Origin of the sequence: Nitrospirillum bahiense, assembly GCF_007828025.1 — a bacterium.
Taxonomy (GTDB): domain Bacteria; phylum Pseudomonadota; class Alphaproteobacteria; order Azospirillales; family Azospirillaceae; genus Nitrospirillum; species Nitrospirillum amazonense.
The window spans coordinates 274,766-288,427 of sequence record NZ_VITO01000004.1; the positions used below are offsets into that span (position 1 = coordinate 274,766).

12 protein-coding genes are annotated in these 13,662 nt (G+C 66.5%); 10 read left to right on the forward strand and 2 right to left on the reverse strand.

What is annotated here, in order from left to right:
- The first annotated feature begins 186 nt into the window (after window positions 1–186).
- The 4 genes from tpiA (at window position 187) to kdsA (ending at window position 4,123) form a co-directional block, all read left to right on the forward strand.
- Entirely contained in the window at window positions 187–936 is a 750-nt protein-coding gene (gene tpiA / locus FBZ88_RS08100) for a triose-phosphate isomerase (protein WP_145609306.1), read from the forward strand.
- 124 nt (window positions 937–1,060) lie between these two features.
- Window positions 1,061–1,468: a preprotein translocase subunit SecG gene (secG, locus tag FBZ88_RS08105; RefSeq protein WP_145616287.1), complete on the forward strand. Its 408-nt coding sequence runs from the start codon at window positions 1,061–1,063 to the stop codon at window positions 1,466–1,468.
- Between the two features lie 105 nt (window positions 1,469–1,573).
- Window positions 1,574–3,205: a CTP synthase gene (locus tag FBZ88_RS08110; RefSeq protein ID WP_145616290.1), complete on the forward strand. Its 1,632-nt coding sequence runs from the start codon at window positions 1,574–1,576 to the stop codon at window positions 3,203–3,205.
- A gap of 78 nt (window positions 3,206–3,283) precedes the next feature.
- Window positions 3,284–4,123, forward strand: a complete 840-nt coding sequence (gene kdsA / locus FBZ88_RS08115; protein WP_145616292.1) for a 3-deoxy-8-phosphooctulonate synthase — start codon at window positions 3,284–3,286, stop codon at window positions 4,121–4,123.
- Window positions 4,124–4,192: 69 nt separating this feature from the next.
- Here the strand turns inward: kdsA and FBZ88_RS08120 are convergent, their stop codons facing one another.
- On the reverse strand, window positions 4,193–5,554 hold the full coding sequence (locus FBZ88_RS08120) for a DUF6438 domain-containing protein (RefSeq protein ID WP_186464275.1): 1,362 nt from the start codon (window positions 5,552–5,554) through the stop codon (window positions 4,193–4,195).
- Entirely contained in the window at window positions 5,551–5,877 is a 327-nt protein-coding gene (locus FBZ88_RS08125) for a hypothetical protein (protein ID WP_145616297.1), read from the reverse strand. The genes FBZ88_RS08120 and FBZ88_RS08125 overlap by 4 nt, the downstream gene beginning before the upstream one ends.
- Window positions 5,878–6,125: 248 nt before the next feature.
- On the opposite strand from FBZ88_RS08125, the gene eno reads away from it, so the two are divergent.
- The 6 genes from eno (at window position 6,126) to lpdA (ending at window position 13,564) form a co-directional block, all read left to right on the forward strand.
- Window positions 6,126–7,406 carry a phosphopyruvate hydratase gene (gene eno / locus FBZ88_RS08130; protein ID WP_088871570.1) on the forward strand — a complete coding sequence of 427 codons (1,281 nt, stop codon included), beginning with the start codon at window positions 6,126–6,128 and terminating at the stop codon, window positions 7,404–7,406.
- A gap of 196 nt (window positions 7,407–7,602) precedes the next feature.
- Complete coding sequence (locus FBZ88_RS08135) at window positions 7,603–7,974, forward strand: FtsB family cell division protein (RefSeq protein WP_004272474.1); 372 nt, start codon at window positions 7,603–7,605, stop codon at window positions 7,972–7,974.
- Window positions 7,975–8,181: 207 nt separating this feature from the next.
- Window positions 8,182–9,195, forward strand: coding sequence for a pyruvate dehydrogenase (acetyl-transferring) E1 component subunit alpha (gene pdhA, locus FBZ88_RS08140; RefSeq protein WP_145609313.1), 1,014 nt, complete (start codon window positions 8,182–8,184; stop codon window positions 9,193–9,195).
- A gap of 22 nt (window positions 9,196–9,217) precedes the next feature.
- Complete coding sequence (locus FBZ88_RS08145) at window positions 9,218–10,606, forward strand: pyruvate dehydrogenase complex E1 component subunit beta (RefSeq protein WP_088871569.1); 1,389 nt, start codon at window positions 9,218–9,220, stop codon at window positions 10,604–10,606.
- A gap of 114 nt (window positions 10,607–10,720) precedes the next feature.
- Complete coding sequence (locus FBZ88_RS08150; protein WP_145616299.1) at window positions 10,721–12,043, forward strand: pyruvate dehydrogenase complex dihydrolipoamide acetyltransferase; 1,323 nt, start codon at window positions 10,721–10,723, stop codon at window positions 12,041–12,043.
- 120 nt (window positions 12,044–12,163) lie between these two features.
- Entirely contained in the window at window positions 12,164–13,564 is a 1,401-nt protein-coding gene (gene lpdA / locus FBZ88_RS08155) for a dihydrolipoyl dehydrogenase (protein ID WP_145616301.1), read from the forward strand.
- Window positions 13,565–13,662: the final 98 nt, after the last annotated feature.

The following is a 13,662-nucleotide window of genomic DNA, read 5'->3' on the forward strand; positions in this document are numbered from 1 at the left end:
CGACGCGCATGGGCCGGACGTGCCGACTCACGGTCTTGTCACGGCCTGAATCATGGAAATGCCGGCCCATGACTGTTACAGCATGACGACAGGGACAACCGTGACAAGGCAGGCCACCCAAACCTAAAAGGCCCCCGCGCGGATGCTTCCCTTTTGAGTGCGTTAAACTCGGGGAGAACAAAGGAAATGCGCCGCAAATTCATTGTCGGTAATTGGAAGATGCACGGCCTGCGGGAAGGGGGGACGGCATTGGCCTCCGACCTTGCCGGCCGCATGCTGGGGGCGGGTGACGTCGCCTTCGACATGCTGCTGTGCCCGCCCGCCACCCTGATCCACACCGTGGTCCAAGCCGTGTCCGACGCGCCGGTCAGCGTCGGCGGCCAGGATTGCCATGGCAAGGATTCGGGGGCCCATACCGGGGACATCGGGGCCCCCATGCTCGCCGACGCCGGCTGCCGGTACGTCATCGTCGGCCATTCGGAGCGGCGGCAGGGCCATGGCGAGCAGAGCGTGGAGGTGAGGGCCAAGGCCGCCGCCGCCCACCGCGCCGGCCTGGTCGCCATCGTCTGCGTGGGTGAGACGGAGGCGGAGCGCGACGCCGGCCGCGCCATGGACGTCATCGCCCGCATGGTGGACGATTCCATGCCCGAAGGCGCCACGGCGGCCAACACTGTGGTGGCCTATGAGCCCGTCTGGGCCATCGGCACGGGGCGTACGCCCACGCCCAAGGACGTGGCAGCCATGCATTCCATGATCAGGCGCCGTCTCGCAACGCTGGTTGATCAGCCGGACGCGGTGCGCATCTTATATGGCGGTTCCGTTAAGCCGGACAACGCGGCCAGCCTGTTGCACATCGACGATGTGGACGGGGCCCTGGTTGGCGGCGCCAGCTTGAAGGCGGACGAATTCTGGGCCATCGCGGAAACTTGCCGCTAGCGCCCCGGGTTCGGACTGGGTAAAGAGATGCGCGAGCAGGTCGGCCGCCCCCGGACGGGGCGGCCGGCTATTTCATGTTTTGCCATAACCATTGTTTGGCCTGCTGGATAGGATTGCTGCTTCGATGTCCACCGTCGTCCTGGTTTTGCACATTCTGATCGGCATCGCGCTGGTCGGTGTCGTCCTGGTCCAGCGCTCTGAAGGCGGCGGGCTGGGCATGGGCGGCGGCACCATGGGCGGCTTCATGACGGCCCGGGGCAGCGCCAACCTGCTGACCCGCACCACCTCCATCCTGTTCGGCGCCTTCCTGGTGACCAGCCTGGTGCTGGCCTTGCTGAACCGTGCGGCCACGCACCACGATTCGGTGTTCGACAAGCTGCCGGCCGCCACCGCTCCGGCCCCGGCCACGCCTGCGCCCGGTGCCGTGCCCTCCGGCGACCAGCCGGCCGCGCCAGCGGCGCAGCAGCCGGCACCGGCGACCACCTCCCCGGCTCCCACCTCTGGCGAGCCCAAAGTTCCGACCGGCCAGTAAAGGCGGGCGACACTAACGGAGGCGGCGAAAGCCGCCTCTTTCAATTCGGGGGGCCGGCGCATTCGCGTTGGCCCGACATGCGGCCTTTAGCTAAACTAGGCTTCCATGACGCGCTTCATTTTCATCACCGGCGGCGTGGTCTCTTCCTTGGGTAAGGGACTGGCGTCGGCCGCTCTGGGTGCTTTGCTCCAGGCCCGTGGCTACAAGGTCCGCCTGCGCAAGCTCGATCCCTATCTGAACGTCGACCCCGGCACCATGAGCCCCTACCAGCATGGTGAGGTGTTCGTGACCGACGATGGTGCCGAGACCGACCTGGATCTGGGCCATTACGAGCGCTTCACCGGCGTCTCGGCCCGGCAGACGGACAACATCACCACCGGCCGCATCTATTCCAACGTGATCGCCAAGGAGCGCCGCGGCGACTACCTGGGCGCCACCGTGCAGGTGATTCCGCACGTCACCGACGCCATCAAGGAGTTCATCCTGGGCGACGTGAAGGATGAGGACTTCATCCTGTGCGAGATCGGCGGCACCGTCGGCGACATCGAGAGCACCCCGTTCCTGGAGGCGATCCGCCAGCTGGGCAACGATCTGGGGCCGGAGCGGGCGCTCTTCATCCACCTGACCCTGCTGCCCTACATCCCGTCGGCGGGTGAGCTGAAGACCAAACCCACCCAGCACTCGGTGAAGGAGCTGCTGTCGGTCGGTATCCAGCCGTCCATCCTGCTGTGCCGCTCCGACCGTCCGATTCCGGAGAACGAGCGCCGCAAGATCGCCCTGTTCTGCAACATCCGGCAGGAGCGGGTGATCGCCGCCCTGGACGTGGACACCATCTACCACGTGCCGGTCAGCTATCACGAGCAGGGCTTCGACGAGCAGGTGCTGCGCTACTTCGGCCTGCCGGCCGACGAGGCGCCGGATCTCTCCCGCTGGAAGGAGATCGCCGCCCGCGTCCGCCAGCCGGAGGGCGAGGTCACCATCGCCGTGGTCGGCAAGTACACCAGCCTGCTGGACAGCTACAAGTCGCTGGCCGAGGCCCTGACGCACGGCGGCATCGCCAACAACGTCAAGGTCAAGCTGGATTGGATCGATAGCGAAATCTTCGAGGGCGGCGGCGCTGTTCAGCGGCTGGAAGGGGTGCATGGCATCCTGGTGCCCGGCGGCTTCGGCGAGCGCGGGTCCGAGGGTAAGATCCGCGCGGCCCAGTTCGCGCGTGAGCGCAACGTGCCTTATTTCGGCATCTGCTTCGGCATGCAGATGGCGGTCATCGAGGCCAGCCGCCACCTGGCGGGCCTGGAGGACGCGGGCTCGTCCGAGTTCGGGCACAAGTACAAGCATCCGGTGGTCGGCCTGATGACCGAGTGGGTGCGCGGCAACGAGATGGAGACGCGCGGCGCCGAGGGTGACCTGGGCGGCACCATGCGGCTGGGCGCCTATCCCTGCCAGCTGCTGCCGGGTACCAAGGTTGCGGAGGTCTACGGCGCCAACCATATCGAGGAGCGTCACCGCCACCGGTATGAGGTGAACATCACCTACAAGGACCAGCTGGAGAAGGTTGGCCTGAAGTTCTCCGGCCTGTCGCCCGATGGGGAGTTGCCGGAGATCGTCGAGATCCCGTCGCACCCCTGGTTCATCGGCGTGCAGTTCCACCCGGAACTGAAGTCCAAGCCGTTCCAGCCGCACCCGCTGTTCACCAGCTTCATCAGCGCCGCCATAGCGCAGAGCCGGCTGGTTTAAGCAGCAACGCCCGTAAAAGTCGCGAGGGGCCGCCGCATCACGAGCGGCGGCCCTTTCGCTTTAAAGAGGCACCGAGAGATGACCGATATCCGCACCGTCCGCATCCGCGACCTGGACGTGGCCAACGACAAGCCCTTCATGCTGATCGCCGGCCCCTGCCAGCTGGAAAGCCGCGCGCACGCGCTGGAGATGAGCCAGGCCCTGGTGGAGATCACCGCCAAGCTGGGCATCGGCCTCGTCTACAAGACCAGCTTCGACAAGGCCAACCGCACGTCGGTCAGCACCGCGCGCGGCCTGGGCATGGAAAAGAGCCTGCCCATCCTGGCCGAGGTGCGGGAAAAGTTCGGCTGCCCCGTCCTGACCGACGTGCACACGGCGGAGCAGTGCGCCCCCGTGGCCGAGGTGGTGGACGTGCTGCAGATCCCGGCCTTCCTTTGCCGCCAGACCGACCTGCTGCTGGCTGCCGGCGAGACCGGCAAGGTCATCAACGTGAAGAAGGGGCAGTTCCTGGCGCCGTGGGACATGAAGAACGTGGCGGCCAAGATCGCCTCCACCGGCAATGAGAACATCCTGCTGTGCGAGCGCGGCGCCAGCTTCGGCTACAACACCCTGGTCAGCGACATGCGCAGCCTGCCCATCATGGCGCAGACGGGCTATCCGGTGGTGATGGACGCCACCCATTCCGTGCAGCAGCCGGGCGGGCAGGGCACCACCAGCGGCGGCCAGCGCGAATTCGTGCCGGTGCTGGCCCGCGCCGCCCTGGCCGTGGGCGTGGCCGCCGTCTTCATGGAGACGCACGAGAACCCCGACTGCGCCCCCAGCGATGGCCCCAACATGGTCAAGCTGAAAGACCTGCCGGCCCTGCTGGAAACCATGGTCGCCATCGACCGCATCGCCAAGGCCAACCCGATCTTCTGATCGGCGACTTCGGCCATCGCGTTTCAAGGATAGACACCGGCGGCGGGGCGACCTGCCGCCGGTGTTTTGTCATTGGATGTCGTGCGCCGCCAGCCAGTGGGCGGTGGCGGGCATGTCATAGATTTTGGCGCGCTGGGCCAGCGTATGCCCCTCCTCGTCGCGCCCCTCCGGGCTGGCGCCCGCCTGCAGCAGGCGTATAGCGATAGCGTCGTTCCAAGTTGCGAAGATGGGCCCCAGGCCGTTCTCATCCCGGATCGTTGCATCGGCGCCGTTGGCCAGCAGTGTCTCCACCATGTCCAAATCGTCTGCCTCGAACAGCGGAGTACGGCCCCGCCTGTCACGATGGTTGGGGTTGGCCCCCAAGGCCAGGAGCCGTTTGGCGGCGGCCAACCGGGCGTCACGGGATTTCCATCGGAAACTTTGGAGGGAGGCCAGCGCCGTCTGTCCACCGACGTTCTGCCGGCTTGGCTCAGCCACTGTGACGGCATCGACGCTGATCCCTGCCGCCACAGCGGCTTCAGCCAGGGCTGGGTCACACCCGGCGGCCCATCGTGCGAACAGATGATTGGCCTCACCGGGTCGCAACCGGGCCAGCCAACCGGCTGCGGTCAGTCGCTTGAAGACCGGTGCGCGCCCTTCCTCCATGGCATCACGCAGCAAATCAAGGCCGAGCAAGCTATCGGATTGGCCGTCGCGCCCCTTAGTAACAGTCTCCAGCGGCAGTCCGCGGTCGATCATGTCCAAGAGTGTTTCCGTGGGCGGAACATCGGGGCCGTGCAGAGCGATGGCGGCGGCGGATACGGACGTGAAGTCGAACCCGGTGGCGGCCAGCCACTCCACCAGCCCCGGCGCCCCTTCGACCCAGCGTGCCGTGTTGGCGACGCGATCAACCTCATCCTCCAGCGTTCTGACCACGGCCGGCATGCCCACCATGGTTCCGGCATAATCCTCGATGTGCTTGGTGCCTTTATCCGTTTCCAAGGTCAGGCTGTGGCGCGGCTGATCGCTGACCATGGCGACATAGCTGTCGGCCAGGTCGAAGAAATGGGCATCTTCGAAGCGGCGCGCCAGCGCTGCCACGGCCTCGCGCGGCACATGGTCCTCCTGCCGGCCGGGCACGAGCACGTCGGAAGAAAAGAAGGGCGGGCGGCGATAGGCGACGGTGGGGAAACGCTGGCCCGGTGGCAGGTCGCCGCCGCCGTCGAAGATGACACGGCCAGAGCCCTCGATCACCACGCTGTATTGCGGGCATCGTCCCATGCCACAGCCCAGGCGGGTTAAGGTTATCCGCAGCTTGCCAGCATCCAAAGCGGGAAACGGCTGCGGCTCGGGAGCCGCCCGCGCAGGTATGCCAGCCAGGGCCAGGAGCAATAGCCCGGCCGCGCTGAACCATCGGAACGGCAAGGCGGAGGCCCTGGGTAATTGTTTCATGCTCTGCCGCCTAAGGCCGTCGCTTGTCCGTACGCCGCCAGCCAGCGCGCGGTGGCTGGCATTCCATACAGCGCCACTCGGTCCGAGAGGGTGCGACCGTCCGTGCCGCGCCCCTCCAGGCTGGCGCGCACCTGCAGTTCGACGGTGGTCTCCTCCATCAGCGAGGGCTCACGGATGTTCGCCTGGTTGGTCAGGCGGCCGAAGAATGCCGTGGAACTGAGGCCTTTGGTGTCATCAGCGCCACGGCTCAGGGCGCAGGCGCCGAGGATTGGGAGCAGGGCGGCGACCAGTAGACGTCCGACACGGCGCGGCGCTTGCGGCAAGGTTGGCCCCCCAACGGCGAAGTCATGGCAACTCTGCCATAACGCGTATAAGACAGCCAATCTTCCCGTAAGAAAGAGGCTGCCCAGGCAAGCGGGGTAGGGATTGGGCCAGTCCACAACCGCAGCCTTCAAATCGTCATAGGCGATACCGCGCCTGCCGGTCTTGCCTGGGGGCGGCCCTAAAGGCTATGACGGGCACCGTCCCGCCACGACGCATCCGCCGTCACGACGCATAAAGGGAAGAACCCATGTCCGCGATCATCGATATTCAGGGCCGCCAGATTCTCGACAGCCGGGGCAACCCGACCGTTGAGGTCGACGTTCGGCTGGAGTCCGGCGCCTTCGGCCGCGCCGCCGTGCCCTCCGGCGCCTCGACCGGTGCCCATGAGGCCGTTGAGCTGCGCGATGGCGACAAGAGCAAGTACCTGGGCAAGGGCGTGCTGAAGGCGGTCGAATCGATCAACAGCGAGATCTTCGACACCATCGGCGGCCTGGAGTCCACCGACCAGGTGGCCATCGACACCGCCATGATCGAGCTGGACGGCACCCCCAACAAGGCCCGCCTGGGCGCCAACGCCATTCTGGGCGTGTCGCTGGCCGTGGCCAAGGCGTCGGCGGCCGAGCTGGACCTGCCGCTCTACCGCTATGTCGGCGGCACCAACGCCCGCATCCTGCCCGTGCCGATGATGAACATCATCAACGGCGGCGCCCACGCCGACAACCCCATCGACATCCAGGAATTCATGGTGATGCCGGTGGGCGCGGAGAGCTGCGCCGACGCCATCCGCATCGGCGCCGAGATCTTCCACGCCCTGAAGAAGAAGTTGAAGGATGCCGGCCACAACACCGCCGTGGGTGACGAGGGCGGCTTCGCCCCCAACCTCGCCTCCACCGACGAGGCCCTGTCCTTCATCATGAAGGCCGTCGAGGCCGCCGGCTACAAGCCCGGTGACGACGTGGTGCTGGCGCTGGACGCCGCCTCCACCGAGTTCTTCAAGGACGGCAAGTACGTGCTGGCCGGCGAGAACAAGACCCTCGATCCGGACGCCATGGTGCGTTACTGGACCGACCTGGTGGGCCGCTACCCCATCGTCAGCATCGAAGACGGCATGGCCGAGGATGACTGGGCCGGCTGGAAGGCCCTGACCGACGCCATCGGGTCCAAGGTGCAGCTGGTGGGCGACGACCTGTTCGTCACCAACCCGGCCCGCCTGTCCGACGGCATCAAGAAGGGCGTCGCCAACTCCATCCTGGTGAAGGTCAACCAGATCGGCAGCCTGACCGAGACGCTGGAGGCCGTGCGCATCGCCCAGAGCAACGGCTACACCGCCGTGATGTCGCACCGCTCGGGCGAGACCGAGGACGCCACCATCGCCGACCTGGCCGTGGCCACCAACTGCGGCCAGATCAAGACCGGCTCGCTGTCGCGTTCCGACCGGATCGCCAAGTACAACCAGCTGATTCGGATTGAAGAGGCGCTGGACCTGGCGGCGGTGTTCCCGGGCCGTGGCGCCTTGAAGCGCGGCTGAAACCGGGCATCGTTCCGGTATCGTCCGGAATAGCCGGAAAGTGGGGGTGGAGGCGCTGCTTCCACCCCTTTTTCTTTGTGAAGTCGTGATTCAACGCCGACCGGCGGTTGGTATTCACGTGAATTAAATACGGCGCACAGACTAGACGCCGCTTTCCATTTGACGGTTGCGGAACCCTTGTGGAACCATGGCACCCATGATTGGCGCCCGTTCTTTCCGCACCGCATTGAACCGCGCCCTACGCCAGGTGGTCGCACCGGTGGTGGGGGCGTCCGTTGTCGCATACTTCGCCTACCACACGGTCCAGGGCGAACGCGGGCTGATGGCGCTGACCCAGCTGCAGACCCAGGTGACCCAGGCCAAGGCGCAGCTGGACCAGGTTCGCGCGGAACGCGAGGCCATGGAGCGCCGCGCCCGCCTGCTGCGCCCCGACAATCTGGACCCCGACATGCTGGAGGAAGAGTCCCGCAAGGTGCTCGATTTCTCCCGTCCGGATGACCTCGTGATCCTTCTCCCGGGCAAGCCTGCCCCGCATGAAGATAAGGACGCGCCGGCGAAAACGCCGTAAACCGCTGATAATCCTTCGATTAACCTGAATTCTGTTAATCGTAAATAATCCTTTTGAAGCAATGTTTTGCAGTGCACACTCCTTGCGTTGCGCTGCACTTGTGGTTAGCAGTGATGCCGTGCCGGCCGACCCGGCCCGGAATGCCCCCGGGGCTGCCCCCCAGGGAATTGCGACGCTAAACGCCCACGCTTGAGAAGGGAGACGCCAGTGGCCACGACCACGAGACGCCGTGCCAAGCCCGCTGAGAACGCAGCGCCGGAGCCGACCCAGGAGGAACTCCTCCACTACTACAAGGAGATGTTGCTGATCCGCCGCTTCGAGGAGAAGGCCGGTCAGCTGTACGGCATGGGCCTCATCGGCGGTTTCTGCCACCTCTACATCGGCCAGGAGGCCGTGGTGGTGGGCATGCAGGCGGCGCAGCTGCCGGGCGACAGCGTCATCACCAGCTACCGTGACCATGGCCACATGCTGGCCTGCGGCATGGATGCCAAGGGCGTGATGGCGGAACTGACCGGGCGCGCGGGTGGCTATTCCAAGGGGAAGGGCGGCTCGATGCACATGTTCTCGCGCGAGAAGAACTTCTACGGCGGCCACGGCATCGTCGGCGCCCAGACGCCCATCGGCACGGGCCTGGCCTTCGCCCACAAGTACAAGAAGGATGGCTGCATCGACGTCTGCTACCTGGGCGACGGCGCCGTCAACCAGGGCCAGGTCTATGAGTCCTTCAACATGGCCGCCCTGTGGAAGCTTCCGGTGATCTACGTCATCGAGAACAACAAGTACGCCATGGGCACCTCGCAGCAGCGCGCCTCGGCGGGTGAGCTGTACCTGCGCGGCAGCGCCTACGGCATCCCCGGCAAGCAGGTCAACGGCATGGACGTGCTGGAGGTCAAGAAGGCCGCCGACGAGGCCGTGGCCTACGTCCGTGGCGGCAACGGCCCCATGATCCTGGAGATGAAGACCTACCGCTACCGCGGCCACTCCATGTCCGACCCGGCCAAGTACCGCACGAAGGAAGAGGTCAACAAGATGCGGTCGGAATATGACTGCATCGACCATCTGAAGTCGCTGCTGTTCACCAAGGGCTACGCCGATGAGGAAAGCCTGAAGGTCATCGACCGCGATGTGAAGGCCGTCGTCACCGAGGCCGCCGACTTCGCGACCACCAGCCCCGAGCCCGACGCGTCGGAGCTGTGGACCGATATCCTCGTCGAAGCCTGACCGCTGGCCGGAGAATAAGAAAATGCCCATCGATATCCTGATGCCGGCCCTGTCCCCCACCATGACCGAAGGCAAGCTGGCCAAGTGGGTGAAGAAGGAAGGCGACACGATCAAGGCCGGTGACGTCATCGCCGAGATCGAGACCGACAAGGCCACCATGGAAGTGGAAGCGGTCGACGAAGGTACCCTGGCCAAGATCCTGGTGCCGGAAGGTACCGAGAACGTGGCCGTGAACACCGCCATCGCCCTGCTGGCCGGTGAAGGCGAGAGCGCCAGCGACGTGAGCGCCGCCAAGGCCCCCGCCGCTGCCGAGGCCCCCAAGGCCGAAGCGCCCAAGGAAGAGGCCAAGCCGGCGGCCGCCCCCGCCGCCCCGGCGGTGAAGGCCCCGGTGGCCCCGCCGCCATCGGATGAGGACCGCTTCTTCAAGAACACCCAGACCATGACGGTGCGCGAGGCCCTGCGCGACGCCATGGCCGAGGAGATGCGCAAGGACGGCAGCGTCTTCGTCATGGGCGAGGAAGTGGCCGAATACCAGGGCGCCTACAAGGTGACCCAGGGCCTGCTGCAGGAGTTCGGCCCCGACCGCGTGATCGACACCCCCATCACCGAGCACGGCTTTGCCGGCCTGGCGGTGGGTGCTGCGTTCGGCGGCCTGCGCCCGGTCGTGGAGTTCATGACCTTCAACTTCTCGATGCAGGCCATCGACCACATCATCAACTCCGCCGCCAAGACGCTGTACATGTCCGGCGGCCAGATGGGCTGCCCCATCGTGTTCCGTGGCCCCAACGGCGCCGCCGCCCGCGTGGCCGCGCAGCACAGCCAGGAATACAGCAGCTGGTACGCCCACATCCCGGGCCTGAAGGTGGTGTCGCCCTATAGCGCCGCCGACGCCAAGGGCCTGCTGAAGGCCGCCATCCGCGACCCGAACCCCGTGGTCTTCCTGGAAAACGAAATCCTGTACGGCCACAGCTTCGAGGTGCCGACCGATCCGGACTTCATCATCCCGATCGGCCGCGCCAAGATCGAGCGCGCCGGCACGGACGTGACCATCACCGCCTTCTCGCTGCAGGTGGGCATGGCCCTGGCCGCCGCCGACAAGCTGGCGGAGCAGGGGATCAGTGCGGAGGTCATCAACCTGCGCAGCATCCGTCCCCTGGACGTCCACACCATCGTGGAAAGCGTGAAGAAGACCAACCGCCTGGTCTCGGTGGAAGAGGGCTGGCCCTTCGCCGGCATCGGCGCGGAAATGTCCGCGGTGATGATGGAACACGCCTTCGACTACCTGGATGCGCCCGTGGTGCGCGTGCACGGCAAGGACGTGCCCATGCCCTACGCCGCCAACCTGGAAAAGCTGGCCCTGCCGCAGGTGGATGACGTCGTCACCGCCGCCAAGGCCGTGCTGTACCGCTGAACCGGCCGGGAAGGCGCCCCGACCCTGTGATGGGAAGGGGCGCCTTCTGCCGCATCCGTCAGAGATTTGGGGCGCCTGGCCTGACGCCACGGCCCCCTGGGGGAGATCAAACCCATGCCGATCGATATCCTGATGCCGGCCCTGTCGCCCACGATGACCGAGGGCAAGCTGGCCAAGTGGGTGAAGAAGGAAGGCGACACGATCAAGGCCGGTGACGTCATCGCCGAGATCGAAACCGACAAGGCCACCATGGAAGTGGAGGCCGTGGACGAGGGCACGCTGGGCAAAATCCTGGTGCCCGAGGGGACCGAGGGCGTGGCGGTGAACGCCAAGATCGCCGTCCTGCTGGAGGAAGGCGAGAGCGCCGACGCCCTGAACGCCGCGCCCAAGGCCGCCGCTACGCCGGCGCCTGCCAAGACGGAAGCCGCCGCCCCGGCCCCGGCCAAGAGCGAGGCCGCCCCGGCCGCCGCCGCTCCGGCCGCCGCTCCGGCGCACGACGGCAAGCGCGTGTTCGCCAGCCCCTTGGCCCGCCGCATGGCCGCCCAGTCGGGCCTGGACCTGGCCAAGGTCTCCGGTACCGGCCCGTCCGGCCGCATCGTGAAGGCCGACGTGGAGGCCGCCTTGAAGGGTGGTGCCGCCAAGGCCGCCCCGGCCGCCGCCGCTGCCCCCACCGCTGCCGCTCCGGCCGCCGCCGCGCCGGCTCCGGCCGCTGCTCCGAAGGGCATCGACGCCAAGGCTTTGGCCGACAAGCTGGGCATGAAGTACAAGGTCCTGCCCAACAGCGGCATGCGCAAGACCATCGCCAAGCGCCTGACCGAAGCCTGGCAGACCATTCCGCACTTCGGCCTGCAGGTCGATTGCGAGATCGACGCCCTGCTGGCGCTGCGCGCTCAGCTGAACGAGAAGTCGGGCGAGAAGGTGTCGGTCAACGACTTCGTCGTGAAGGCCGTGGCCGTCGCCCTGCGCAAGGTGCCGGAGGCCAACGTCTCCTGGCATGAGGACGGCATCCTGCAGTACGAGGGCGTGGACGTCTCCGTGGCCGTGGCCACCGATGGCGGCCTGATCACCCCCATCGTGAAGAACGCCGACCAGAAGGGCCTGGCCACCATCTCCGCCGAGGTGAAGTCCCTGGCCGCCAAGGCCAAGGAAGGCAAGCTGAAGCCCGAGGAGTTCCAGGGCGGCACCTTCAGCGTGTCCAACCTGGGCATGTTCGGGATCAAGAGCTTCACCTCCATCATCAACCCGCCGCAGAGCTGCATCCTGTCCGTGGGTGCCGGTGAGAAGCGGCCGGTGGTGAAGGGCGATGCCCTGGCCGTGGCCACGGTCATGAGCCTGACGCTGACGGTGGACCACCGCTCGGTCGATGGGGCCGTGGGGGCGAAGTACCTGCAGGTCCTGAAGAAGCTGATCGAGGACCCCATCACGCTGATGCTGTGATACCGCATCCCCGGAAGCGTCCGCCGCTTCCGGGGATTTCTCCTGTCGTTGACCAAAAGCGCAGGGCGAGCGCCCCACGGGTTGGGCGGTCCCGGCGCCTTTTGAAGGGAACAGACCGAAATGGCCGATACCGAATTCGACGTGCTGGTCCTGGGCGCTGGCCCCGGCGGTTATGTCGCCGCCATCCGCGCCGCCCAGCTGGGCCTGAAGGCCGCGGTGGTGGAACGTGAACACCTGGGCGGCATCTGCCTGAACTGGGGCTGCATCCCGACCAAGGCCCTGCTGCGCTCCGCCGAGATCTACGGCTATATGAAGCACGCCGACGCCTACGGCCTGACCGTCAGTGGCGTGGGCTTCGACCTGCCCAAGGTGGTCAAGCGCTCCCGCCAGGTGGCGAACCAGCTGTCGGCCGGTGTCAAGGGCCTGCTGAAGAAGAACAAGGTGCCGGTGTTCGACGGCACGGCCAAGCTGGCCGGCGGCGGCAAGGTCACCGTGACCGCCAAGGACGGTGCCAGCCAGACCCTGGCGGCCAAGCACATCATCATCGCCACCGGCGCCCGCGCCCGTTCCCTGCCGGGCCTGGAGCCGGACGGCAAGTTCGTGTGGTCGTACAAGGAGGCCCTGGTCCCCGACACCATGCCGAAGTCGCTGCTGGTGGTCGGTTCCGGCGCCATCGGCATCGAATTCGCCAGCTTCTTCCGCACCCTGGGTGCCGAAGTGACGGTGGTCGAGGTCATGGACCGCGTCCTGCCGGTGGAGGATGAGGAAATCTCCGCCTTTGCCCGCAAGCAGTTCGAAAAGCAGGGCATGAAGATCATCACCGGCGGCAAGGTGACCAAGCTGGACAAGGGCGCCACCACCGTCACCGCCCATGTCGAGGTGGGCGGCAAGGTGGAGACCCTGACGGTCGAGCGTGTCATCACCGCCGTCGGCATCCAGGCCAACACCGAGAACATCGGCCTGGAGAACACCAAGGTGAAGCTGGACCGCGGCCACATCGTGACCGACGGCTACCTGCGCACGGACGAGCCGGGCGTCTACGCCATCGGCGACGTGGCCGGCGCCCCCTGGCTGGCGCACAAGGCCAGCCACGAGGGCGTGATCTGCGTGGAGAAGATCGCCGGTGTGAAGGACGTCCACCCGATGGACAAGCTGAACATCCCGGGCTGCACCTACTGCAATCCGCAGGTGGCCAGCGTTGGCCTGACCGAAGCCAAGGCCAAGGCCGCCGGCTTTGAGGTCAAGGTCGGCCGCTTCCCCTTCATCGGCAACGGCAAGGCCATCGCCCTGGGCGAGGCCGAGGGCCTGGTGAAGACGGTGTTCGACGCCAAGACCGGCGAGCTGCTGGGCGCCCATATGGTGGGGGCCGAGGTGACGGAGCTGATCCAGGGCTATGTCGTCGGCAAGACCTTGGAAACCACCGAGGCCGAGTTGATGCACACCATCTTCGCCCACCCGACCCTGTCGGAAATGATGCATGAGTCGGTGCTGGCCGCCTACGGCCGCGCGATTCATTACTAAGTTTTCCCTCAGACGCCGGGCGCCGCCATCCGGCGGCTTGGCTTCCTCGCTGCGCCCTGCGGTACTCGCTGCGGGGCTGGCGGTCGCCAGCCTGGCTA

Bases quoted from the DNA above. Each gene is read 5' to 3' on its own strand.
- tpiA (WP_145609306.1), top strand. From the start codon at position 187: ATGCGCCGCAAATTCATTGTCGGTAATTGGAAGATGCACGGCCTGCGG.
- eno (WP_088871570.1), top strand. From the start codon at position 6,126: ATGTCCGCGATCATCGATATTCAGGGCCGCCAGATTCTCGACAGCCGG.
- lpdA (WP_145616301.1), top strand. From the start codon at position 12,164: ATGGCCGATACCGAATTCGACGTGCTGGTCCTGGGCGCTGGCCCCGGC.
- FBZ88_RS08145 (WP_088871569.1), top strand. From the start codon at position 9,218: ATGCCCATCGATATCCTGATGCCGGCCCTGTCCCCCACCATGACCGAA.
- kdsA (WP_145616292.1), top strand. From the start codon at position 3,284: ATGACCGATATCCGCACCGTCCGCATCCGCGACCTGGACGTGGCCAAC.
- FBZ88_RS08110 (WP_145616290.1), top strand. From the start codon at position 1,574: ATGACGCGCTTCATTTTCATCACCGGCGGCGTGGTCTCTTCCTTGGGT.
- FBZ88_RS08135 (WP_004272474.1), top strand. From the start codon at position 7,603: ATGATTGGCGCCCGTTCTTTCCGCACCGCATTGAACCGCGCCCTACGC.
- FBZ88_RS08120 (WP_186464275.1), bottom strand. From the start codon at position 5,554: ATGAAACAATTACCCAGGGCCTCCGCCTTGCCGTTCCGATGGTTCAGC.
- secG (WP_145616287.1), top strand. From the start codon at position 1,061: ATGTCCACCGTCGTCCTGGTTTTGCACATTCTGATCGGCATCGCGCTG.
- FBZ88_RS08150 (WP_145616299.1), top strand. From the start codon at position 10,721: ATGCCGATCGATATCCTGATGCCGGCCCTGTCGCCCACGATGACCGAG.